The 22,994-nt window shown below is 72.4% G+C and carries 22 protein-coding genes; 10 read left to right on the top strand and 12 right to left on the bottom strand.

What is annotated here, in order from left to right; all coding sequences use genetic code 11:
• The first annotated feature begins 57 nt into the window (after positions 1-57).
• The 3 genes from ABD256_RS21085 (at position 58) to ABD256_RS21075 (ending at position 2,855) form a co-directional block, all read left to right on the top strand.
• Positions 58-411 carry a hypothetical protein gene (locus tag ABD256_RS21085; protein WP_344421275.1) on the top strand — a complete coding sequence of 118 codons (354 nt, stop codon included), beginning with the start codon at positions 58-60 and terminating at the stop codon, positions 409-411.
• Positions 412-528: 117 nt separating this feature from the next.
• Positions 529-1,617 (top strand): PLP-dependent cysteine synthase family protein, encoded by a 1,089-nt coding sequence (locus ABD256_RS21080; RefSeq protein ID WP_344421272.1) that lies wholly within the window; start codon positions 529-531, stop codon positions 1,615-1,617.
• Positions 1,614-2,855: an MDR family MFS transporter gene (locus ABD256_RS21075; protein WP_344421269.1), complete on the top strand. Its 1,242-nt coding sequence runs from the start codon at positions 1,614-1,616 to the stop codon at positions 2,853-2,855. The genes ABD256_RS21080 and ABD256_RS21075 overlap by 4 nt, the downstream gene beginning before the upstream one ends.
• A 38-nt stretch (positions 2,856-2,893) precedes the next feature.
• On the opposite strand, the gene ABD256_RS21070 is transcribed toward ABD256_RS21075, so the two are convergent.
• From ABD256_RS21070 to ABD256_RS21055, 4 genes are read right to left on the bottom strand one after another with little or no spacing between them, the layout of a single operon-like run.
• Positions 2,894-3,541, bottom strand: a complete 648-nt coding sequence (locus ABD256_RS21070; protein WP_344421266.1) for a TetR/AcrR family transcriptional regulator — start codon at positions 3,539-3,541, stop codon at positions 2,894-2,896.
• Position 3,542: 1 nt separating this feature from the next.
• A complete protein-coding gene (locus tag ABD256_RS21065; RefSeq protein ID WP_344421263.1) occupies positions 3,543-4,760 on the bottom strand; it encodes an NAD(P)/FAD-dependent oxidoreductase in 1,218 nt (405 codons plus the stop codon).
• The gene (locus ABD256_RS21060; RefSeq protein ID WP_344421259.1) at positions 4,757-4,954 is read right to left on the bottom strand and encodes a ferredoxin; all 198 of its coding nucleotides are present in this window, start codon (positions 4,952-4,954) and stop codon (positions 4,757-4,759) included. Before ABD256_RS21060 ends, ABD256_RS21065 begins: the two co-directional genes overlap by 4 nt.
• Entirely contained in the window at positions 4,954-6,360 is a 1,407-nt protein-coding gene (locus tag ABD256_RS21055; RefSeq protein ID WP_344421256.1) for a fatty acid desaturase, read from the bottom strand. Before ABD256_RS21055 ends, ABD256_RS21060 begins: the two co-directional genes overlap by 1 nt.
• Positions 6,361-6,503: 143 nt before the next feature.
• On the opposite strand from ABD256_RS21055, the gene ABD256_RS21050 reads away from it, so the two are divergent.
• Complete coding sequence (locus ABD256_RS21050; RefSeq protein ID WP_344421253.1) at positions 6,504-7,520, top strand: isopenicillin N synthase family dioxygenase; 1,017 nt, start codon at positions 6,504-6,506, stop codon at positions 7,518-7,520.
• On the opposite strand, the gene ABD256_RS21045 is transcribed toward ABD256_RS21050, so the two are convergent.
• From ABD256_RS21045 to ABD256_RS21035, 3 genes are read right to left on the bottom strand one after another with little or no spacing between them, the layout of a single operon-like run.
• Entirely contained in the window at positions 7,504-10,200 is a 2,697-nt protein-coding gene (locus ABD256_RS21045) for a bifunctional acetate--CoA ligase family protein/GNAT family N-acetyltransferase (RefSeq protein ID WP_344421250.1), read from the bottom strand. The two genes, ABD256_RS21050 and ABD256_RS21045, sit on opposite strands and share 17 nt — an antisense overlap.
• Positions 10,201-10,249: 49 nt before the next feature.
• Positions 10,250-11,422 carry an acetoin utilization protein AcuC gene (locus ABD256_RS21040; protein WP_344421247.1) on the bottom strand — a complete coding sequence of 391 codons (1,173 nt, stop codon included), beginning with the start codon at positions 11,420-11,422 and terminating at the stop codon, positions 10,250-10,252.
• Positions 11,423-11,471: 49 nt separating this feature from the next.
• A complete protein-coding gene (locus tag ABD256_RS21035) occupies positions 11,472-12,320 on the bottom strand; it encodes a sulfurtransferase (RefSeq protein WP_344421244.1) in 849 nt (282 codons plus the stop codon).
• Positions 12,321-12,458: 138 nt separating this feature from the next.
• Between ABD256_RS21035 and ABD256_RS21030 the strand changes: the two genes are divergently transcribed.
• The 3 genes from ABD256_RS21030 (at position 12,459) to galE (ending at position 15,412) form a co-directional block, all read left to right on the top strand.
• Positions 12,459-13,157, top strand: a complete 699-nt coding sequence (locus ABD256_RS21030; protein ID WP_344421241.1) for an iron-dependent transcriptional repressor DtxR — start codon at positions 12,459-12,461, stop codon at positions 13,155-13,157.
• Positions 13,154-14,341 (top strand): galactokinase, encoded by a 1,188-nt coding sequence (gene galK / locus ABD256_RS21025; protein ID WP_344421238.1) that lies wholly within the window; start codon positions 13,154-13,156, stop codon positions 14,339-14,341. Before ABD256_RS21030 ends, galK begins: the two co-directional genes overlap by 4 nt.
• Positions 14,342-14,422: 81 nt before the next feature.
• Positions 14,423-15,412 (top strand): UDP-glucose 4-epimerase GalE, encoded by a 990-nt coding sequence (galE, locus tag ABD256_RS21020; RefSeq protein WP_344421235.1) that lies wholly within the window; start codon positions 14,423-14,425, stop codon positions 15,410-15,412.
• A 10-nt stretch (positions 15,413-15,422) separates the two neighbouring features.
• Here galE and ABD256_RS21015 read toward each other — a convergent pair whose 3' ends face one another.
• Positions 15,423-16,442: a DUF4192 domain-containing protein gene (locus tag ABD256_RS21015; RefSeq protein WP_344421233.1), complete on the bottom strand. Its 1,020-nt coding sequence runs from the start codon at positions 16,440-16,442 to the stop codon at positions 15,423-15,425.
• A gap of 274 nt (positions 16,443-16,716) precedes the next feature.
• On the opposite strand from ABD256_RS21015, the gene ABD256_RS21010 reads away from it, so the two are divergent.
• The 3 genes from ABD256_RS21010 to ABD256_RS21000 are packed head-to-tail and all read left to right on the top strand — an operon-like array spanning position 16,717 to position 19,030.
• Positions 16,717-17,238, top strand: coding sequence for a hypothetical protein (locus ABD256_RS21010; RefSeq protein WP_344421230.1), 522 nt, complete (start codon positions 16,717-16,719; stop codon positions 17,236-17,238).
• Positions 17,239-17,264: 26 nt separating this feature from the next.
• Positions 17,265-18,401, top strand: a complete 1,137-nt coding sequence (locus tag ABD256_RS21005) for a sensor histidine kinase (protein ID WP_344421226.1) — start codon at positions 17,265-17,267, stop codon at positions 18,399-18,401.
• Positions 18,359-19,030 carry a response regulator gene (locus tag ABD256_RS21000; protein WP_344421222.1) on the top strand — a complete coding sequence of 224 codons (672 nt, stop codon included), beginning with the start codon at positions 18,359-18,361 and terminating at the stop codon, positions 19,028-19,030. The genes ABD256_RS21005 and ABD256_RS21000 overlap by 43 nt, the downstream gene beginning before the upstream one ends.
• On the opposite strand, the gene ABD256_RS20995 is transcribed toward ABD256_RS21000, so the two are convergent.
• The 4 genes from ABD256_RS20995 to pdxR (ABD256_RS20980) all read right to left on the bottom strand — a co-directional run bounded on the left by ABD256_RS20995 (position 19,027) and on the right by pdxR (ABD256_RS20980) (position 22,950).
• Complete coding sequence (locus ABD256_RS20995) at positions 19,027-19,500, bottom strand: carboxymuconolactone decarboxylase family protein (RefSeq protein ID WP_344421219.1); 474 nt, start codon at positions 19,498-19,500, stop codon at positions 19,027-19,029. The two genes, ABD256_RS21000 and ABD256_RS20995, sit on opposite strands and share 4 nt — an antisense overlap.
• A 103-nt stretch (positions 19,501-19,603) precedes the next feature.
• On the bottom strand, positions 19,604-20,032 hold the full coding sequence (locus ABD256_RS20990; protein ID WP_344421216.1) for a CBS domain-containing protein: 429 nt from the start codon (positions 20,030-20,032) through the stop codon (positions 19,604-19,606).
• 76 nt (positions 20,033-20,108) lie between these two features.
• Entirely contained in the window at positions 20,109-21,524 is a 1,416-nt protein-coding gene (gene pdxR, locus ABD256_RS20985; RefSeq protein WP_344421213.1) for a MocR-like pyridoxine biosynthesis transcription factor PdxR, read from the bottom strand.
• 4 nt (positions 21,525-21,528) lie between these two features.
• Positions 21,529-22,950: a MocR-like pyridoxine biosynthesis transcription factor PdxR gene (pdxR, locus tag ABD256_RS20980; RefSeq protein ID WP_344421210.1), complete on the bottom strand. Its 1,422-nt coding sequence runs from the start codon at positions 22,948-22,950 to the stop codon at positions 21,529-21,531.
• Positions 22,951-22,994: the final 44 nt, after the last annotated feature.

Here is a 22,994-nt window from a genome sequence, read left to right as displayed (position 1 = left end):
GTCCGCAGCGGCGCGGACACCCTCCGCACTGGTACGGTCGCGACTGTGGGTGCTCGGGTGGCTACGCGGCTGGCGCGGTTCTTCGTCCTCGCGCTGCTGGGCCTGATCGCCGCGGCCGGGCTGCACGCCGAAGCCGGTCTCGCCGCACCCGGCGGCCACAGCGTGTTCGCCGCGGCCCAGGGTGATTCGTGCCCCGAGCACGGGCATCGCGGCCAGCACGAGCCTTCGGAACACGTCGCCGCCGGAGTCGTCCCGATCCCGCTCCGCGATTCCGGTGCCCCGTCGGCTGCGGTAACACCGGACAGCCCCGCTCTCGCGATCCGCCCCGCGTCCACGATTTCCGTGCGCGCACCGGCTTTCCGCCCGCCGAGCAGGCGCCTGCTCGTCGATCTCTGCGTCTTCCGGATCTGAGTTTCCCGGCGCACACGCGTCCGCCAGCTCATCCCGCACGGAGGCCGCCACCACTGGCCCGTCCGGCGCTCCCGCGCGCCCGCCTCCGCTCAGCACACGAGATCGAAGGTTGCCCTGATGAACGCTGTCCTGCCCACTCCGGCTTCCGCCAGGTCGCTGACCACCGCCGCCCGCTGCCAGTCACCCGCGCTCGCCGTCGGGAACACGCCCGTGCTGTGGATCGAAGACCCGCTCACCCGCACCGGCCGCGGGTTCTGGGCCAAGCTCGAAGGATTCAACCCCGGCGGCATGAAGGACCGGCCCGCGCTGCACATGGTCGCGCAGGCCGAGGAACGCGGTGAACTCGCCGAAGGCGCCCCCATCGTCGAATCGACCAGCGGCACGCTCGGCCTGGGGCTGGCGCTGGCGGGCATCGTGCACGGGCACCCCGTCACGCTCGTCACCGATCCCGGCATGGAACCGATCATGCTCCGCCTGCTCGCCGCGCACGGCGCCCGCGTCGACGTCGTCACGCGGCCGCACGCCACCGGCGGCTGGCAGCAAGCTCGCCGGGACCGCGTGCGCGAGCTGCTGGCGGACCGGCCGGGCGCATGGTGCCCTGACCAGTACCACAACCCGGACAACGTGACCGCGTACGCGCCGCTCGCCGACGAGCTGGCCGCGCAGCTCGGGCGGATCGACGTGCTGGTCTGCTCGGTGGGCACCGGCGGGCATTCCGCGGGCGTGTTCCGGGTGCTCCAGCGGTACTTCCCCCGGCTGCGGCTGGTCGGCGTGGACACCGTCGGCTCCACGATCTTCGGGCAGCCCGCGCGCACGCGGCTCATGCGCGGCCTCGGCTCCAGCATCCACCCGCGCAACGTGGACCACGACGCGTTCGACGAGGTCCACTGGGTCACCCCGGCGGACGCGGTGTGGACGTGCCGCGGGCTCGCCGCCACCCACCACGCGACCGGCGGGTGGAGCGTCGGCGCGGTCGCGCTGGTGGCAGGCTGGATCGCGCGCACCCACGACCCCGACGTGCGGATCGCGGCGGTGTTCCCGGACGGGCCGCACCGCTACTTCGACACCGTCTACAACGATGAATACTGCGCGCACCACGGCCTGCTGGACGGGCGGCCACCCGCCGGCCCGGAGACGATCGCGCACCCGGGCGACCGGGTCGTCGAACGGTGGACGCGCTGCGCGAACGTGCGGGGTGTCCGGTGACGCCGCTGCTCCGGCAGTTCCGGTCGTTCGACCGGCCGAGCAAACTGCTCATGGTCAACCAGTTCACCATCAACGTCGGCTTCTACATGCTGATGCCCTACCTGGCGAGCTACCTCGCCGGGCCGCTCGGGCTCGCCGGGTGGGCGGTCGGGCTGGTGCTCGGGATCCGGAACTTCTCGCAGCAGGGCATGTTCCTCGTCGGCGGCACGCTGGCCGACCGGTTCGGCTGCAAACCCCTCATCGTCGCGGGCTGCGTGCTGCGCACCGCCGGGTTCGCGGTGCTCGGCGTCGTCGACTCGCTGCCCACGCTGATCATCGCCTCGGCGGCGACCGGGTTCGCCGGCGCCCTGTTCAACCCGGCGGTCCGCGCCTACCTCGCCGCCGACTCGGGACCGCGGCGGGTGGAGGCCTTCGCCGTGTTCAACGTGTTCTACCAAGGCGGCATCCTCGCCGGGCCCATCGTCGGGCTCGCACTGACCACAGTGGACTTCCGGCTCACCTGCCTGGTGGCGGCCGCGGTGTTCGCGGCGCTGACCGTCGTCCAGCTCCGCGCGCTGCCGCCGAACACGCCGGACGTCGAACACGGGAACCGCCGTTCGGTGCTCGCCGACTGGCGGGTGGTGGCGGCCAACCGCTCGTTCGTCCTGTTCGCACTGGTCATGACCGGGTCGTACGTGCTGTCGTTCCAGATGTACCTGGCGCTGCCGATGGAAGCCCGCCGGATCGCGGGACCGGGTGTGCCGGGCACCGCGCTGACCGCCGCCCTGTTCGCCGTCTCGGGCGCGCTGGCCGTGCTCGGCCAGCTCAAGGTCACCGGCTGGCTGAAGGCCCGCTGGTCCCCCGGCACCTGCGTGGCCGCCGGACTCGCGCTGATGGCCGCGTCGTTCGCCGCCCCGCTGGCCGCCGCGCGCACGGGACCGGTGGTCGCGGGCGGCGCGCTCGTCGTGGCGGCGATCCTGCTGACGCTGGGCACGGTCGCGGTGTTCCCGTTCGAAATGGACACCGTGGTGCGCCTCTCCGGCGACCGGCTCGTCGCCACCCACTACGGGTTCTACAACACGATCGTCGGCGTCGGGATCCTCGCGGGCAACCTCGGCACCGGAACCGTGCTCGACCTGGCGCGCGCGGCCGGCCTGCCGGAGATCCCGTGGCTGGGCCTCGTCGCACTCGGTGCCGCGTGCGCGATCGGGCTGCGGGTGCTCGACCGGAACCGGCGCTTCGAATCGGCACCCGCCTGATTTCCCTTACCGCACAACACGGTACGGGCCACCGGCAGCTAACCGCGCCGCGTGGCCCGTACCGGTGGCGCGGTCCGCAGCGACTGCCGCGGCGTGACGTCGAGCGCGCGCGCCGCCATCCACGCGACGCCGTCGGCGACTTTGCCCGGCGGGTCGGACGGCCGCATGACGTGGCTGAGCACGGCGCGGACGACGAGATCGACCACCACGGCGAGCTGGTCGTCGTCCAGTGGGGGGCGGTAGGCCAGCACGCGCGTGGTCAGGACGCCCTTGGCCTCGGCGAGCAGCGAACCCGCCCCGGTGGTCAGCAGGGGCAGCAGTTCGGTGTCGGCGCTGTGCGTGGCGGACACGATCGCGCGCAGGAGGGTGTGCTCGCGGGCGAGGTCGAGTACCGCGCGCACCGCCTCGTAAATGGCCTCGACGAGATCGTCGGGCTGCCGGTCGAAGGCGTCGCCGACGAGCGAGAGGAACCGGGCGAGCTCGCTGGAGATCATGGCGTCGGCGAGCGCCGCCTTCGAACCGACCTCGTTGTAAACGGTCTGGCGGCTGACGCCCACCCGTTCGGCCAGCCCGGCCATGGTGACCGCGGCCCAGCCCGCGTCGGCGGTCAGCTCGACGGCCGCCGCGATGATCGGCTGCCGGTACCGGCCGCCCTCGGTCGGCGAGGCCTCACTCATGATCGTCATTCTAGGCGGCGACCTCGCGGCTGGCGGCGGCGAAGGCGAGCGCGTCCTGCCACGGCGCTCGCCCGGCGATGCGGCGGCGGTACTTCATGATGTCGCGGGGCCGGTCGACGGTGAGCGCGCCGACGATCCGGTCGTCGCGGCGGTAGAGCGCGGTGAACCCGGCCTCGGCAGGCACCGCCACCACGACCTCGTCGGCACGGGGCGTGCCGACGAACTGCACGCGGTGCCCGTACCAGTCCGACCAGAAGTACGGCACGGGCGAGAGCGGGCGAGCCGCCGCCGGATCGAGCGCGTGGCGCGCGGCGGCCGCACCCTGCTCGGCCGCGCTGGTCCAGTGCTCCAGCCGCATCAGCTCCTGGTCGAAGCCCGGATTCGGCACGTGCGCGACGTCGCCGGCGGCGTAGACCCCTGGCGCGCCCGCGTACAACGTCGAATCGCACACCACGCCCCGGTCGCGTTCGTGCAGGTGCACGCCGCTGCCCTCGAGCCATCCGGTGGCCGGGCCGACCCCGATCCCGGTGACCACGAGATCGGCGGGCAGCACCTCGCCGGTGTCCAGCCGCACTCCGGTCACCGCGCCGCCGCCGGTCTCGAACCCGCTGACCGCGGTGCCGAGGCGCAGCTCGGTACCGGCCGCGCGGTGCAGATCGGCGCACACCGTGCCCGCGTGCGCGCCGACCGAACGGGAAAGCGGCACCTTCTCCGTTTCCACGATCGCGACCGGCAACCCCCGTCCGCGCGCCGCGGAGGCGACCTCCGAGCCGATGAACCCGGCGCCGACCACGACTGTGCGCCCACCGGCGTCCAACCCGGCTCGCACGGCCGCGGCGTCCTCGGCCGTGCGCAACGTGTGCACACCGGAAATCCCCTCCGTGCCGGGGAACCGCCGCGCGGTCGTACCGGTGGCGATCACCAGCGCGTCGTAGCCGACCGCGGCACCCGCCACCGACACCTCGCGAGCGGTGGCGTCGAGCGCCGTCGCCGCCGAGCCGAGCATCAGCTCGACGCCGAGGTCGTCGCGCAGCTCGGCCTCGGTGCGCAGGGGCTCGACCGCGGTGGGACCGTCCGCGCCGAGGAACGCCTTGGACAGCGGCGGCCGGTCGTACGGCAGGTGCTCTTCCGCGCCGACCAGGACGATCCGGCCCCGGTAACCGGTGCGGCGGGCGGACTCGACCGCGCGCAGCCCGGCGAGCGACGCGCCGACCACGACGAGGGTCATGTCCGCTCCAGCAGTTTCAGCGCCAGCACCGGGCAGGCGTCCACCGCGGCGGCGAGATCCTCGCGGTGCTCCTCGCCGGGGCTCTCGTCGAGCACCACGACGGTGCCGTCGGCACCGACCTCGAAGAAGTCCGGGGCCATCGCCTCGCACATGCCCAGCCCGTCGCACTTGGCACGGTCCGCTTCGATCTTCATCACGCGCTCACCCTTCCCGGTGCCACGAAATCGACCTTTTCCCGCACACCGCAGTCGGGGCAGCACCACGAATCGGGGATCGCCGACCACGGTGTGCCCGCCGGGAACCCCTCCCTCGGGTCGCCGCGCGTTTCGTCGTAGACGTAGCCGCAGCCGGGGCACATCCCGCCGTCGGCGGCGTCTCCCCTGGTGTCGGCGCCCGCTCCGTCCTTTTCGGACATACGCTCGGTGGCGCCGTAGCGGGCCAGCAGCTTTTCCCGTTTGCCCGGCTGGATGTTGGCGCGGCCGAGGTCACCGTCGAAGTGCGCGAGCACCCGCTTGTCCATCACGCGCCGCCACATCGGCGGGACCAGCGCGAGCACGATCATCCCGGCGTACCCGGTGGGCAGGACCGGGGACTCCGCGAAGTCCCGCAGCGTCTGGTAGCGCCGGGTCGGATTGGCGTGGTGGTCGGAATGCCGCTGCAGGTGGTACAGCAGGACGTTGGTGGCGATGTTGTTGGAGTTCCAGCTGTGGCTCGGGTCCACCCGCTCGTAGCGGCGGCGCTCCGGCGAGCCGACCTGGCGGCGCAACATCCCGTAGTGCTCCAGGTAGTTCACCACCTCCAGCAGCGAGAACCCGATCACCGCCTGGACCACCAGGTACGGCAGGATGCCGACGCCGAGCCAGGCGATCATCGCCACCCACAGCACCGCCGACATCAGCCAGGCGTTGAGCACGTCGTTGCCGATCCGGAACGGGTGCTGGTTCCGCCGTGCGTAGCGCTTGCGCTCCAGGCCCCAAGCCGAGGCGAGCGAGCCGAACACGGTGCGCGGCCAGAACCGGTAGAAGCTCTCGCCGAGCCTGCTGCTGGCCGGGTCCTCCGGCGTGGCGACCCGGACGTGGTGGCCGCGGTTGTGCTCGATGTAGAAGTGCCCGTAGAAGCTTTGCGCCAGCGCGATCTTGGACAGCCAGCGCTCGTGGCTCTCCTTCTTGTGCCCCAGTTCGTGCGCGGTGTTGATGCCGATGCCGCCGATGCAGCCGATCGACACCGCGAGCCCGATCTTGTCCACTGCGGTCAGGTCACCGGTGGCGATCAGCCAGCAGGCGAAGACGAAGCCGAGGTACTGGATCGGCAGGAACGCGTAGGTGATCCAGCGGTAGTAGCGATCCCGCTCCAGCGCCTCGATCATGTCGTCCGGCGGGTTGGCCCGGTCCAGCCCCGCCACCAGGTCGATCAGCGGCACGATCACCAGGATCACCAGCGGGCCGATCCAGAACCACACGCCCCAGCCGGTCGCCGCGTGCAGCCCGATCGCCAGGAACGCCAGCGAGGGCACCACCAGCCCGATCAGCCAGAGGTAGCGCTTGCGGTCGGTCCACCGCTCGGCCGAGGCCGCCGTGACCGATCCCGTCGCACTGCTCATGTCGCCTCCTTCGCCTGAGTTTACAAAACTGTAAGTCATGTACACCTTGATTGACAAGAGAGCAAAAAACGTAAAGTCCGTCGGACGCTTCCACACTCCGGGAGCGGTGGTGCCGCGCCGCGAGCGGGTGGTGTCCTGGTGCGGTGACCGACACGCCGCGCTCCCCGTCCGCATCCGGGCCGTCCACGCTGCCGGTCGTCGACCTCTCGCGGTTCCGCACCGATCGCGCCCGGTTCCTCGGCGACCTGCGCTCCGCCGCGCACGAGGTCGGGTTCTTCTACCTGGTCGGGCACGGCGTCCCCGCCGGTCTCACCGAACGCCTGTTCACCGTGGCGCGGCGGTTCTTCGCGCTGCCGGAGGCCCAGCGGCTCGAGATCGAAAACGTGCGCTCCCCGCACTTCCGCGGCTACACGCGGACCGGTACCGAGCAGACCGCGGGCGCCGCCGACTGGCGCGAACAGCTCGACATCGGCCGGGAACGCGCGGCGCTGACCACACCCTCCCCCGCCTACCTGCGCCTGATCGGCCCGAACCAGTGGCCGTCCGCGCTACCCGAACTCCGCGAAACCGTCCTCGAATGGCAGGTGGAAGCGCTGCGCGTGTCCCGCGAAGTGCTCCGCGCGCTGTCCGCCGCGCTCGGGCAGGCCGACGGCTACTTCGACCGGTGGTTCGACGACGAAGCCGCGATCCACCTGAAGGTCGTGCACTACCCGCCCCGGCGGTCGACGGACCAGGGCGTCGGCGCGCACAAGGACTACGGCTACCTCGCGCTGCTCCAGCAGGACGAGATCGGCGGCCTGCAGGTGCGCCGGGACAACGGCTCCTGGATCGACGTGGTGCCGCTGCCGGGCGCGTTCGTGGTGAACATCGGCGAGATGCTCGAAATCGCCACCGGCGGCTACCTGAAGGCGACCGACCACCGCGTACTCAGCCAGCCCGTCGACCGGTACTCGGTGCCGTTCTTCCTGGCGCCGAGGTTCGACGCCGTCGTCGAGCCGTTGCCGCTGCCGCCCGAACTGGCGGCGCGGGCGCGAGGCGTCACCCAGGACGCGGACAACCCGTTGCTGGCCGCCTACGGGGAAAACGCCCTGCTCGGTTGGCTGCGCTCACACCCGCGCGTCGCCGAACGGTGGTGGGCGGACCTCAGTCCGGCGCCGTGATCGGGCGGAGGCGGCGCGGGCCCGAGTCCGGGCGCGACGGCGGCGGACCCAGCACCATCCGCGCGTTCGCCACGAACACCCCGTCCGGTGAGGCCAGCACCGGGTCCAGCGACAGGGATCGCACCTCGGGATTGTCCTCGGCCAGTGCGGCGACGCGCTGCACCAGGTCCTGCAGCGCGGCGAGGTCCGCCGGCTCGTCGCCGCGGTAGCCGGTCAGCAGCGGCGCCGTCCTCGGCTCGCGGATCAGCGTGGCCGCGTCCACGTCGGTCAGCGGGACGGCGCGGTAGGCGCGGTCGCCGAGCAGCGTGCTGACCACGCCGGACAGCCCGAAGGACACCAGGGTGCCGAACGACGGGTCGTCCTGCAGCCCGATCACGCACGACATGCCCTTCGGCGCCATCTGCTGGACGTACACCTCGTCGTCCCCCGAAACGACCTTGATGTCCTCGTACGCGGTCCGCACCGCGTCCTCGGAGTTGAGGTCGAGCCGCACCCCGGCCAGGTCCGGCCTGCCGCGGAGGCGCTCGTCGACGGCCTTCAGGGTCACCGGGTACCCGAGTTCGCCAGCGGCAGCCGCCGCCTCGTCCGCCGACAGCACCACCTTGAACGGCACCACATCGATTCCGTAGCAGGCAAGGAGCCGCACCACCTCGGCGTCTTCGAGCACCGTCGTCCTGTCGTCCACTGTGGACAGGAACTCGCGCACGACCTCCTGCGCCTGCTCGGTGTGGATCTCGGCTGGCCGCACCAGATTTCCCTGTGGCCGCTGCCGCCATGCCGCGTACCGCACAACTCGTGCCAGCGCCGTCACCGCGCGCTCGGGACTGGGATAGGAGGGCACCGAGCCCCGCGTGGGCGCGCCGTCCTCTGTGCGCACGGCCAGCTCCGCTGGCACGCCCTCCGCGGCGAGGAAGGTCGAGACGATCGGCTTGTCCTTGCCCAGCGCGGTAACCACTTCGCGCAGCGCCCGCGCATAGGTCGTGCCGGGAATCGCCAGCGGCGGGACGAACACCACCACCAGCGCGTCGGTGTCCGGCGAGTTCAGTGCTTCCCGCACCGCCGCCGCGAACTCCGCCGGCCCGGTCTGGGTGCCCACGTCCACCGGGTCGAACGCCAGTCGCAGGCCCTGCGCCCGCGCGGTGTCCGCGGCCAGCAACCCGATCGCGCTCGAATTGCCCACGATGCCGACCCTCGGCCCCGCGGGAAGGGGCTGGTGCGCCAGCACGAGCGCGGTGTCGAAGAGCTGCGCCAACGACTCGACGCGGACCACGCCCGCCTGCTCGAACAGCGCCTGCACGCTGGATTCGTCGACCTCGGCCGAGGTCGCGGCGAGCTGCGGGCGCACCGCGTGGCGGCCCGACTTCACCGCGACCACCGGTTTGCTGCGGGCCAGCCGCCGCGCCAGCCTGGCGAACTTGCGCGGGTTGCCGAACGATTCGAGGTAGAGCAGCACGAGATCGGTGTTCGGATCGGTCTCCCAGTACTGGAGCAGGTCGTTGCCGGAGACGTCCGCGCGGTTGCCCGCCGAGACGAACGTGGACAGGCCGAGTCCGCGCGCCTCCGCGTCGGCGAGGATCGCCGTGCCGAGGGCACCGGACTGGCAGAAGAACCCGGTGCGGCCCCGCGCGGGCAGGCGCGGTGCGAGCGTCGCGTTGAGCCGGATCGCCGGGTCGGTGTTCAGCACGCCGAGCGCGTTCGGCCCGACCACCCGCATCCCGTGCGCGCGCGCCTCCCCGACCAGCCGCAGCTCGGCGTGCAGCCCGTGCGGCCCGGCTTCGGCGAACCCGCCCGAAACGATGAGCAAGGTCTTCACCCCCTTGGCGAGCGCACCGTCCAAAACGGACTCCACCTGGTCAGCGGGCACCGCGACCACGGCCAGGTCCACCGGGTCCGGAATGTCCACAACGGACGGATAGGCGCGCACGCCCCGCACCGACCGGTGCTCGGGGTTGACCGGGTAGACGGTGCCCGCGAAATCGGCCGAGAGCAGGTTCGTCAGCGCCGCGTACCCGATCTTCGTGGGATCCGTCGACGCCCCGATCACCGCGACCGAGCGCGGGTGCAGCAGGTTGTGCACGCTGCGCGCCTCGGCGGCCTGCTCGCGGGAGCGGGCGACGGCGAGCGACTCCTCGGTCGGGTCGATGTCGAATTCGAGGTGCAGGACGCCCTCTTCGATCGCCCTGCTCACCTGGTAACCGGCGTCGCGGAACACCCGCACCATCGGCGAGTTCTCCGCGAGCACCTCGGCGACGAACCGGCGCAGCCCGCACTCCGAAGCGGCCGCGGCGAGGTGCTCCAGCAGGATCGAGCCGAGCCCGCGGCCCTGGTGCGCGTCGTCCACCACGAACGCGACCTCCGCCGACGGGGCGTCGCCGAGCCGCTCGTAGCGGCCGACCGCCACGATGTCGTCGCCGAGCAGCGCGACGAAGGCGACGCGGTCGTGGTGGTCGACGGTGGAAAAGCGCTCCAGATCGCGCTGCGGGATCCGGGGGTAGGCACCGAAGTAGCGCAGGTACCGCGTCCGCTCCGACAGCTTCCCGTGGAACGCGACCAGGCCGTCGGCGTCGTCGGGGACGATCGGGCGCAGGTGCACGGTCCCGCCGTCGGACAGCACCACATCGGCTTCCCACGCCCTCGGGTAGTCGTAGGGGTCGTGCGCGGCGGGCGTGGCGGTGGTCATGACTCCTCCGCTGGAAAGAGCACGTCGTCGGTGTCGTGGGTGCTCATGGCTAGTCCCTCGGATCGTCAGGATCGAGGCCGTGCGCGGGGAACACCGCGCGCCGGGTGTCGCGGACGGCGACGTCGACCGGTTCGTCGCGTTCATCGCCCCAGGCCCGGTATTCCGTTTCGGCACCGTCGGTCATCTTCAGCGGGAGCTCCGCGTTGGGCGCCGCGCGCCCGACCGAGGTCCGCCAGCCCGGCGGTACCGGGGTGCCCGGGTCGAGGTCGCGGTCCAGCACGGTCGCCAGCAGGTGCGTCCACGACCGCGGCACCACCCTGATCAGCTGGTAACCACCGCCGCCGACGGCCAGCCACCGGCCTTCGGCGTGCTCCTCGGCCAGTGCGCGCAGGGTGCGGTAGATGGTGCGGTGCCCGTCGACGGACAGCGAAAGATCCGCGAGCGGGTCCTCTTCGTGCGAATCCACCCCGCACTGGGTGACGAGCACCTGCGGCCGGAACTCCGCGAGCAGCGACGGCACCACGGCGTGGAACGCGCGGAGCCAGCCGGGGTCGCGCGTCCCCGGCGGCAGCGGGATGTTCACCGCCGTGCCCTCGGCACCGGGCCCGCCGGTTTCGGCGGAGTACCCGGTGCCGGGCCACAGCGTGAACGGGTGCTGGTGCAGGGAGACGGTCAGTACGCGCGGGTCGGAGTAGAACGCGGTCTGCACGCCGTCGCCGTGGTGCACGTCGGTGTCCACGTAGGCGATGCGCTCGAAGCCGTGGTCGAGCAGCCACGAGATCGCCACCGCGCAGTCGTTGTAGACGCAGAACCCGGACGCGTGATCGCGCATCGCGTGGTGCAGCCCGCCCGCGATGTTGACCGCGCGGCGGGTGGCGCCCTCCGCGATCGCGCGCGCCCCGAGCAGGGTGGACCCGACGACGAGCGCGGTGGCGTCGTGCATGTCGCTGAACACCGGGTTGTCGGTGGTGCCGAGCCCGTGTCCGACGTCCCATCCGGCGAGCGGAGCCTGTTTCACCGCCGCGAGGTACTCGTCGGAGTGCACGCGGCGCAGTTCGTCGTCGGACGCGGGTTCGGGCACCAGCAGCGGGATGTCCTCGAGCACGCCGAGCTCGGTGGCGAGCCGGATGGTCAGCTCGAGCCGCACCGGGTTGAACGGGTGCTCGCCGCCGAGGTCGTACTTGAGCAGTGCGGAGTCCCAGACGACGGCGGGGTGCGGCATGTACCGCACTGTAACCGCTCGGCGCCGCGCGAGCCCGGCTCGACGCGGGTCAGCCGGGTTCACCGCCGGTGGCCGCCGGCCGGTCCGCGTCGGCGGCCCACTCGGACCACGAACCCGGGTAGAGCGCGGCGGGCCGGGCCCTGCCGGCCACCTCGAGCGCGAGCACGACGGAGCAGGCTGTCACACCGGAGCCGCAGTAGGCGCCGACCGTCCCGTCCGCGGGCACACCGGTGTCGGAAAAGAGCTTCGCCAGCTCCGAAGGCGACCGCCAGCGCCCTCGCTCGTCGGTGTGCCGTGCGAACGGGGCGTTGAGCGCACCGGGAACGTGCCCCGCGCGAGGGTCCACCGGCTCGGTCTCCCCGCGGTAGCGCTCGGGCGCCCGCGCGTCGAGCAGCGTGCCGGACCTGGCGAGCGAAGCCGCTTCGCCCGCGTCGACGGTCGGCATCGAGCCGGGACGCACCACGACGTCACCCGGTTCGGGCGACGGGACCTCCGTGGAAACCGCGTGGCCGTCGGCGACCCACGCGGCGTATCCGCCGTCCAGCACGGCGACCTCGTCGTGCCCCGCCCAGCGCAGCAGCCACCACGCCCGCGCGGCGATCGACCCGTCGCCGTGGTCGTACACGACGACCGGCTCCCCCGGCCGCACCCCGGCCGCGCGCAGCACCCGCTGGAGATCGCCGGGTTCGGGCAGCGGGTGCCGCCCGCGCGCTCCCGGCGCGCCGGCGAGGTCGGCGTCCAGGTCGACGAACACCGCACCCGGCAGGTGACCCTCCTGATAGGACTCAGCGGCGGGCGGGTGCCCGAGACCCCCGCGCACGTCGAGGACAACCGGCCGTCGCGGCGCGGAAGCGGACAGTGTCTCGGCAAGCGCGCTGTTCGTGAGGAGAGGACCCATGACCGCCATCCTGCACTGTCCGTGACGATCCTCGCAGGTCGGCGGGACTTTTCCGACTCGAGACGGCGTTATGCCATTGCGTGGGCCGGGGCGCTGGGGTGAGCGACTACGATAAGCGACGCGGACGAAGGGGACAGCGTGAACGATCTCATCGACACCACTGAGATGTACTTGAAGACCATCTACGAACTCGAAGAAGAGGGTGTCGTACCGCTGCGCGCGCGGATCGCGGAGCGATTGCAGCAGAGCGGCCCGACCGTCAGCCAGACGGTCGCGCGGATGGAGCGGGACGGCCTCGTGGTGGTGGCCGACGACCGGCATCTGCAGCTCACCGACCACGGCAGGGAACTGGCGATCGCGGTGATGCGCAAGCACCGCCTGGCCGAGCGCCTCCTGCTCGACGTCATCGGGCTCGAGTGGGAGCACGTGCACAACGAGGCGTGCCACTGGGAGCACGTGATGAGCGAGGCGGTGGAGCGCAAGCTGGTCAAGCTCCTCGACCACCCGACGACCTCGCCGTACGGCAACCCGATCCCGGGGCTCGACAAGCTCGGCGAGGGCGGGGAGCCCGCGCTGCCCGTCGAGGCCGACCTGGTGCGCCTGGACGAGTTCGCCCGCGCGGGCGGGGGCGCGGTGGAGATCCGCCGGATCGCCGAACACGTGCAGCTCGACGAGAAGCTGATGGTGGAGCTGAAGTCGGTCGGGCTCATCCCTGGCCGGACGGTGACCGTCGGCAGGGCCGCCGGTGGCGGTTCCACCATCGAGATCAGTGGGGACACCGACTCGATGCAGGTGCCGATCTCCGTGCTGCACGCCGTGCTGGCGCAGGCGCGGTGAGCCCGGCAGCCGACGCGGCCCGAGCGTTCCGGACCGTGCACGACCGCGCCCCCGCCGGGGTGTGGTCGGCGCCGGGCCGGGTCAACATGATCGGCGAGCACACCGACTACAACGACGGGTTCGTGCTGCCGTTCGCACTGCCGCACCGCCTCGCCGTGGCCGCGACGCCGCGGGAGGACGGCGTGCTCACCGTGGCGACGCTCGGCTCCGACGGCAAGCTCCAGCGCTCCGAGCCCACCGTGATCGCCGAACTCGAACCCGGCGCGATCGACGGCTGGGCCGCCTACCCGGCCGGTGTGGCCTGGGTGATGCGCGATCACGGGTTCGCCGCGGGCGCGGATCTGGTGGTCGCCGGTGACGTGCCCTCGGGGGCGGGCCTGTCTTCGTCGCACGCGCTGGAGTGCGCGGTGGCGCTCGCGCTGCTCGGGACCGCGGGTATCGAGCTCGAAGACGGGGGCGAGCGGACCCCGACCCGGCAGGCTGTCGCCCGCTGGGTGCAGCGGTCGGAGAACGACTTCGTCGGCGCGCCGACCGGGCTGCTCGACCAGACCGCGTCGCTGTGCTGCACCGAGGCGCACCTGCTGTTCCTCGACGTCCGGTCCGGTGAGTCGGAGCAGGTGCCGTTCGACGCCGCGGCCGCCGGGCTCCGCGTGCTCGTGATGGACACCAGGGTGAAGCACTCGCACAGCGAATCCGGTTACGGCGATCGGCGGCGCGGCACCGAGAAGGCCGCCGGACTGCTCGGCGTGAAGGCCCTCCGCGATGTCGAACTGGACGCGCTCGGGGAAACGCTGGAACGGCTGCCGGAGGACCTGCGGCCGCTCGTGCGGCACATCGTCACGGAGAACCAGCGCGTGCTCGACACCGTCGAGCTGCTGCACGCCGACCGGCTCGCCGACATCGGCCCGCTGCTCGACGCCTCGCACGTCAGCATGCGCGACGACTACCGCATTTCCGCACCGGAGCTCGACGTCGCGGTGGACACCGCGAAGGCAGCGGGCGCGCTCGGTTCGCGGATGACCGGCGGCGGCTTCGGCGGCTCGGCGATCGCGCTCGTGCGGGAGTCCGATGTGGACAGTGTCGGGGCGGCGGTGACCGCCGCGTTCGCCGAGCGGGACTGGCGCCCGCCGCGCACCTTCGTAGCGACCCCCTCCCCCGGCGCGGGACGGGACACGGCTTACTGATCCGGTGCCCGCGAAGGCAACCTCGCGGCACCTCGCACGTCGTCTCCAGTGGACGAGCGAACCGACGAGAAAGGTCCACACGTGACAGACGAGCGGAACGACGCCCTGAACCTGGTCGTCACGGGCGGGGCGGGCTACGTCGGCAGTGTCTGCACCGCCCGCCTGCTGGCGGAGGGGCACGCCGTCACCGTGGTGGACGACCTCTCCACCGGGCACGCGGACGCCGTTCCGGAGGGCGCCCGGCTGGTCGAAGGCGACGCCGCGGACGCCACGCGCGATCTGCTCGCCAAAGGCTCCTACGACGGCGTGCTGCACTTCGCGGCCAAGTCGCTGGTGGGTGAGTCGATGCAGGACCCGGCGAAGTACTGGCACGGCAACGTCGGCACCACGCTCCGCCTGCTCGACGCGATGCGCGACCACGGCACGCCGAGGCTGGTCTTCTCCTCGACCGCGGCGACCTACGGCGAGCCGGAGACCTCGCCCATCGCCGAGACCGCGCCGACGCGGCCGACCAACACCTACGGCGCCACGAAGCTCGCGGTGGACCTCGCGATCACCGGCTACGCCCGCGCGCACGGGCTCGCCGCGGTGAGCCTGCGGTACTTCAACGTCGCGGGCGCGCACGGCGGCATCGGGGAGCGGCACGCCACCGAGACCCACCTCATCCCGCTGGTGCTGCAGGTGGCGACCGGCGCCCGGGAGCGGATCCAGATCTTCGGCGAGGACTACCCCACCGAGGACGGCACCGCGGTCCGCGACTACATCCACGTGTCCGATCTCGCCGACGCCCACCTGCTGGCGCTGCGGCACGCGCGCGCCGGCGAGCACCTCGTCTACAACCTGGGCAACGGCACCGGCTTCTCGGTGCGCCAGGTGATCGAGGCCTGCCGCGAGGTGACCGGGCACCCCATCCCGGCCGCCGTGGCGCCCCGGCGCGCCGGTGACCCCGCCGTGCTGGTCGCCGCCAGCGACCGCGCCCGCGAGGAGCTCGGCTGGAAGCCCGAACGGGCCGACCTCGCCGGCATCGTCGCCGACGCGTGGCGCTTCACCCAGCGCCGGGCCGAGGGATAGCACCGCGGGCTCAGTCATCCGGGCCGTCCAAGGACGTCTCGGCGAGCCCGGCGATGCCGACGAGCCGGTCCGGGCTGAGCCCGGTGCTCATCGCCGCGTGCAGCAACTGCGCGAGCAGGTAGGTGGGATCGGCGCCGAGCGCCTCCTCCAGTGCCATTCCCGCCAGCGCGCACTCCCCGCGCAGGTAGGCGGAGTAGCCGAGCAGGGTGGCGGGTGCGGCCCGCTCCGGCGCCGGGGTGACGCGGGTGAGTTCGGTCCACAGCCGTTCGGCCGACAGCGCTTCCGGACTGCCCGCGGGTAGTGCCGTGGCCAGGCAGGCGTCGCGGACAGCGGTCACCGACATCGCCCGCGCCAGGGTCGCTATGTCCGCATTGGACAGTGCGAAACCGGGCCGTGCCACCCGATCCAGCGCGTCTCGCAGCGCGGCCAGCCCTTCATCGGTGCCGAGGTCGCCGGAGGACTCGGCGAGCATCACCGCCCTGCGGGCCACCTCGGCGACGTCATCGGGCGCGAGCAGGCTCGCCATCTCCTCCCTGCTGTCGTAGACGACACGCCCGATCGCCGCCGTCGCCGCCGCGGCGACCGTGCTCTCCGGTTCGGGCAGCGTCCCGCCGCACGCCAGGTCGCGGTAGCACCGCCACGGCGCGCCCTTCCGGATCTCCGGCGCCCACATGGCGTGCACGAGCGGAACTCCCGCCGCCGCGCAGTCGGCTATCACGGCCTCCGCCAGCGCACTGTTCGGCACCTCTCCCGGTGGCGCTCCGCGCGCGTCGCCACCCACCACCACGATGGTGACGCCGGTCGGGCCGGTGCCGAGCGCGAGCCCGGCCGCGGTGGCGGCCACTTCGCCGGTGTGCTCGCGGGACGGGATGTCGAGCCGGAGCGAGAACGTGATGCGGGTGCCCTGGTGGGCGTGCACCACCAGGGACTCGGCAGGCCGGAAACCCAGCAGGGACGGGGTGGACGCGATCAGCTCGCCGGGGTCGCGGACGTGGACCTGGTGGCGGGTGGCTGTGGTCGGAGTGGTCATGCCTCCACGGTGGCGGGCGGGAGGGGGCGGTGGGAGCGGGGAGGGGAATCTGTGGACAACGGGGGCGGCGGTGGACAACCCGGCTGGATCTCGGCGGGGAGGCGGATTCCTGTCGGTGGGATGCGCTAGCTTGCCCGGCCCTTCCGCCCGGTTCGTTCTCCACCCCCGGGTTGACCTCGCGGTCCACCCGGTTCCCACCCCGGCGCCGACGCGGGCGAGGCCGTCCGAGGGCGACGCTGTGGGCACTGGAACCGAGCCGAGGGGAAACCCGACCGTGAACGACGTGAGTGCCGCCGACATCCTGCTCTACCTCGCGATCGCCGTGCTGGTGATCTGGCGGGTCGTCTTCCGCCAGGTGCGCGGCTACCGGCTCAGCGCGCGGGGGCTGACCCTGATCCCGGCGATCCTGGTGGTGGTCGGCGTGGTCTCCTCCGCCAAGGCGCTGCCCAGCGCGTCGGGCACCGAACTGGCGCTGCTCGGCGTGGACCTCGCGGTGCTGGCCGCGCTCGGCGTGCTCCGCGCCGCGTCGACGACGATCACCGCGAAGGACGGCTACGCGTTCGCGCAGGGCACCGCCAGGACGCTGGTGCTCTGGCTGGTCACGATCGGCGTCCGGATCGGGTTCCTCGTGCTCGGCGCGCACCTCGGCGCGGACGGCCCGCTCACCTCGGCGTCGCTGGCGCTCACCCTCGGCCTGAGCATCGGCCTGCAGAACGCGCTCGCGTACCAGCGGGCCCGCCGCCTCGGCCTCCGCGTGGCCACCGGGCGGGCCGCGGTGGCCAGCGCGCGCGACTGAGCGCGCCGACCGGCATGCTGGGCCTCATGACCACGTCGGCGCGCCCGCACCGCCACTGGTCCGCCGCCGCCCTCGAATGGGTGCGCCTGGCGATGCTCACGTTCCCGTTGTTCAGTGTGTTCCCGGTACGCGACGGGTGGGTGTGGCCCGTGCTGGCGGTGGCCGCGCTCGGCGCGGTGCCGATGCTCTGGACGGGCCGGCTGCCGACCGGCTCGGCGAGCGCGCTGCTGCTGGTCCTCGTGGCCTCGAACGGCGCGCTGTGGCTGCTCGCCCCGAAGAACTGGTGTCTCGTCAGCATGTTCACCGCGGTGTTCTTCCTGGTACGGGGCCAGTCGCGGCTGATGGTGGCCTTCGGCATCGCACTCGGTGGCGGGTGCGTCGTGCTCGGCGTCGTACGAACGCACGGCGATCTCACCGACTCGCTCCTCACGCTGGCGGTGCTCGGCTCGGTCGTGCTGCTCGGCTACAACCGGCGGGCACGGCTCGAACGGCTGGAGCAGACCGAACTCGCCCTGGCGAGGGCGCAGCAGGCGAACGAGGAACACGCCCTCGCGGCCGCGCTGCAGGAGCGCGCGCGGATCGCTCGCGAGTTGCACGACGTCCTCGCCCACTCGTTGTCGGGGCTCGCGCTGAACCTGCAGGGTGCCCGGCTCATGCTGGCCCGCGACGGTGCCTCAGACGACGCGATCGCGCAGGTGGAACGCGCGCAACGGCTGGCGGCGGAAGGGCTCGTGGAGGCGCGCAAGGCGGTCGCCGCGCTGCGCGACGCGCCGATGCCGCTCGAATGGGAGCTGAACGATCTCGTGGCGGGCTACCGCCTCGACACCGGTGCCGGAGCGGAACTGGTGGTGGACGGGGAAAGCACGGAGCCGGACGCGGGCGCCCACGCGACGATCACTCGCACCGTGCAGGAAGCCTTGTCGAACACCCGAAAGCACGCGCCCGGCGCGCCGGTCGTCGTTACGCTGACCAGGCGCGAGGACCGGATCGGGGTGGAGGTGCGCGACCGGCAGGAGCGGCGGCCGGCCGAACCGGCCGCGGGCGGGTTCGGCCTGCGCGGGATGCGCGAACGGGCAGCGCTGCTCGGCGGCGAACTGGACAGCGGACCGGTGGAGGACGGATGGCGAGTGCACCTGGTGGTGCCGGCAAGACGCTCAGGGTAGTGCTGGCCGACGATCAGGCCGTGGTGCGCGAAGGACTGGTCACGCTGCTGGGCCTGCTGCCGGGCATCGAAGTGGCCGGAGCGGCGTCGGACGGCGCCGAAGCCGTGGACCTGGTCGCCGAGCACCATCCCGACGTGCTGCTGGTGGACCTGCGCATGCCGGGGCTGGACGGGGTCCGCACGACCGAGCTGGTGCGCGCACGGCATCCCGGCACCGAGGTCGTCGTGCTGACCACCTACACCGACGACGACTCCCTGCTGGGCGCGCTGCGCGCGGGAGCGCGGGGATTCCTGACCAAGGACGCCGACGCCGAAGCGATCGCCCGCGCGCTCCGGTCGGCGGCCGACGGCCAGTCCACTGTGGACGCGAGCTTGCAGGAGCGCCTGGTGGGCGCGGCGGCGAGGGCGGCCCCGCCGCGCGCCGAAGCGGTCGAAGGGCTGACCGCCCGCGAAGTCGAAGTGCTGCGGCTGATCGCGGCCGGGCTGTCGAACACCGAAATCGCGAGAACGCTCGTGGTGGGCGAAGCGACCGTGAAGACCCACGTCAACCACTTGTTCGCGAAGGCGGGCCTGCGCGACCGCGCACAGGCCGTCGCCTTCGCCTACCGATCGGGCATCGCCAACGGCTAGCCGAACTGGCCCACCCTGTAGTCGCCCGCGGGCTGCTGGACCAGGACGTTCAAGCGGTTGAAGGCGTTGATCACGGCGATGAGCGACACCAAGGCGGCGAGCTGGTTCTCGTCGTAGTGCTTGGCGGCGTTCAACCACGCCTCGTCCGTGACGCCACCGGCCGCGTCGGCGATGCGGGTGCCCTGCTCGGTCAGCTCCAGTGCGGCGCGCTCGGCGTCGGTGAACACCGTGGCCTCCCGCCACGCGGCGATCAGGTTGAGGCGCACCGGGGTTTCCCCGGCGTGCGTGGCCTCCTTGGTGTGCATGTCGGTGCAGAAGCCGCAGCCGTTGATCTGGCTGGCGCGGATCTTCACCAGCTCCTGCGTGGCGGCGGGCAGACCGGCGTTCTCGACGGCCTTGCCCGCCGACACGATGTGCTTCATGAACTTGCCCGCGACGGGGTTGCCGAAGAGGTTCAAACGCGCATCCATGCTGCACTCCTTGCCGTTGTCGGTGAATACACCTCCCTGACGGATCGGCTCAGCGAGTTGTGACAGCACCGGATGTGACGTAAGTCTCGCCTGCCGGGAAGGTTCAGCCCTGCGCGATGTACGCCTCGAGCTGTTCCTGGCTCTTCTCCAGCTCGTTGAGCCTGCTCTTGACGACGTCGCCGATGCTCACGATGCCGGCGAGCTCGCCCTTGTCGAGCACCGGCACGTGCCGGATGCGGCGCTCGGTCATCACGACGCTGAGCTGGTCGACGGAGTCGTCCGGCGCGCAGCTCGCGACCATGGTCGTCATGATCTCCGAAACCTGCGCGTCGAGCAGCGCGGCACCGCGTTCGTGCAGCCTGCGGACCACGTCGCGCTCGGAGACGATGCCGGCGATCCCGGCGGTGTCGACGACCACCATCGCGCCGACGTTGTGCTCGGCCAGTCCGGCGAGCAGCTCGGACACGGAACGCTGCGGTTCGATCGTCGCGACGGCGGTGCCCTTGCTTCGCAGAACATCGGCAATGCGCATAAAAACCTCCCGACCCGGTGACCTGGCTCACACAGGCTATTGCCTCGCCGCCACGGGCGAAAGTCGTGGACAGATTTCAGAAGCTCGCGGCGAGGCGCCGCAGCCCTTCGGCGACCCGGTCCGTCCTGACCGCGCCGTACCCGAGGACGAGCCCGGCGCGGCCACGGCCCTCCGCGTGGTAGTCGGCGAGGTCGTCCAGTACCACGCCGAGCTTGCGGGCCCTGGCAAGCACTTCCGGGATCTCGACCGTCTCTTGTGGACCGAGGTGGGCGCAGAGGTGGAGCCCTGCCACGGCGGGGACCGGTTCGAGCCGTCCCGCGAACCCCTCGGCGAGGCCCGCCTTGACCAGCTCGCGGCGCGCGCGGTATTCCCGCGCGGCCCTGCGCACGTGCCTTGCCAGCAGCCCTTCGTCGATGAACCGCGCGAGCGCCGCCTGCACGGCCAGATCGCCCTGCCAGTCCGAAAGCTGTTTCGCCGCGCGCAATGCCGGGCGCAGCGATGGTGGCGCGACGAGGAATCCGAGCCGCAGTGACGGCAGCATCGTCTTCGAGAACGTGCCGACGTAGAGGACGCGACCGGCGGGATCGAGGCTCTGCAACGGTTCGAGCGGGCGGTCCTCGAACCGGAACTCCGTGTCGTAGTCGTCCTCGACGAGCACCGCGCCGTGCCGCTCCGCCCAGTCCAGCAGCGCGGTCCGCCGCGCGAGCGACATCGGTGTGCCCAGCGGGAACTGGTGCGACGGCGTGACGTACACCAGCCGCGCGTCCGGCGGGATCGCCGCGACGTCGATGCCTTCGGAGTCGACGGGCACGGCCGTCACCCGCGCGCCGAGCGTGTGAAAAAGCCGTCGCGCGGGCGGGTAGCCGGGCTCCTCGACCGCGACCCGCGTGCCGGGGTCGATCAGCACCCTGCCGATGAGGTCGAGCGCCTGCTGCGCGCCCTGCGTGACGAAAACGTCCTCGGCCGCGGCGTGCACCGACCTCGCCACGCCGGTGTAGCGGGCGATCGCCGCGCGGAAGCCCTCGTGTCCCGCCGGGTCCCCGTAGCCAGCGGGGACGTCGTCGGGGCGCAGCTCCCGCGCCACGAACCGGCGCCACTTGGTGTGCGGGAAGAGCCCTGGATCCGGTACCCCGACCCGGAAATCGAACTCCGGGGCGTCCGGGAGACCGGCGGACACGGGCACGTCCCGCCACACCTCCCTGGGCAGGATCCCGGCTCCGCCCGGCGCGCGACGGCGGCGCTCGCGGTCGGCGGCGGGTGCCGCCACGAACGTGCCCGCGCCGACCCGGCTCACCACGAACCCCTCCGCGGTGAGCCGGTCGTACGCGACGGCGACGGTGTTGCGGGAGACGTCGAGAGTGCGGGCCAGCTCCCTGGTCGGTGGCAGGCGGTCGCCCGCGCGCAGGCGATCGTCGAGGATCGCGTCGAGGAGCTGCCGGTAGATGCGGGCGGCGAGATCACCGCGGCCGCTCAGCGTGACGTGCGGGTCCACGCGGTCACCCGCGTTTCCGGAGCAGGTCGCGCACCCGCCGCATCCCGGGACCGATCCGCTCGGGCCGGATCGCGCCGTAGCCGAAGATCAGGCCGGTCACGGCCGGCTCCCCGACCGCCATGCTTTCCACCGTGTAGAGCCGGATTCCCGCTGCCCGCGCTTCGCGCACGAAGTCCTCCCCCGCCGCGCCCAGCGCGCTCACGTGCAGGCCCGCGGCCGAGGGAACGGGAGCCAGCATCCCGGCGAACTCGTCCCGCAGGATCTCCGCCACCAGGTCGTGGCGCTCGTGATAGGCCCGCCGCATCCGCTTGACGTGCCTGGCGAACCCGCCGTCGGCCATGAACCGCGCCAGCGTGGCCTGCGCGGGGCCGTCCGAATGCCAGTCGGTGAGCTGCTTCGCCTTGCGCACCGGCGCCCGCACGGATGCCGGGACGATCAGGAAGCCCAGGCGCAGCGCGGGAAACAGCAGCTTCGAAAAGGAGCTGACGTAGCAGACCCTGCCGTCGTCGTCGAGGCTGTGCACCGGTTCCAGTGGCCTGCCGCCGTACCGGAACTCGCTGTCGTAGTCGTCTTCGACGATGACGCCGTCGACGCGGCGAGCCCACGCGATGAGCTCGAGCCTGCGTCCCAGCGACATCGCCGTGCCGAGCGGGCACTGGTGCGACGGCGTGACGAACACCAGCCGCGTGCCCGCCGGGATCGCGTCGACCACGATCCCCTCCTCGTCCACCGGGACGCCGACGACCCGCATGCCGTGCGTGGCGAAGATCAGCCGCGGCGGCGGGTACCCCGGGTCCTCGACGGCCACCGTGTCGCCCGGCCGGAGCAGGACGCGGGCCACCAGGTCGAACGCCTGCTGCGCGCCGTTGGTGACCACGACGTCGTCGGGGTCGACGGTGAGTCCCCGCGACACGCCGACGTGCCGGGTGATCGCGGCGCACAGGGCGGGGTCGCCCGCGGGGTCGCCGTAGGTGAGCACCTCGGCGTTCGACGCGCGCAGCTGCTCGGACGACAGGCGCCGCCAGGTGTCGAACGGGAACCGCGCGAGATCCGGTATCCCGGCGCGGAAGTCGAACTCGAAGGACGTCTCGAACGCGGCGGGCGGGGGCGGCAACGCGTCCCACACCTCGTTCACCGCCAGCCGCGCGCGCTGCTCGGACCGCGGCCGCCGCTCCCATGCGGCACCGGCACGCACGAAGGTGCCGGCGCCGGTGCGTGCCCGCAGGAAGCCCTCCGCGGCCAGCAGGTCGTAGGCCGAGCTCACGGTGTTGCGGGACACCGACAGGCGCCTGGCGAGCTCGCGCGTCGGCGGAAGGGGCTCCCCGTCGGCGAGCCTGCCGTCCAGGATCGCGGCACGAAGCTGCCGGTAGATCTGGTCGCGCCTGCCGCCGCCCGCCTCGGTGTCGATCTGGATATCGGTGTTCATTGGCCCCATCCAACCCGGCCGGATTTGGCCCTACGGCAGGGCCG

This window comes from Amycolatopsis minnesotensis, from assembly GCF_039529815.1.
In the GTDB taxonomy this organism is placed as follows: Bacteria; Actinomycetota; Actinomycetes; order Mycobacteriales; family Pseudonocardiaceae; genus Amycolatopsis; species Amycolatopsis minnesotensis.
The sequence above is the reverse complement of the archived record's forward strand: the minus strand, read 5'-3'. Positions and strand labels throughout refer to the sequence as shown.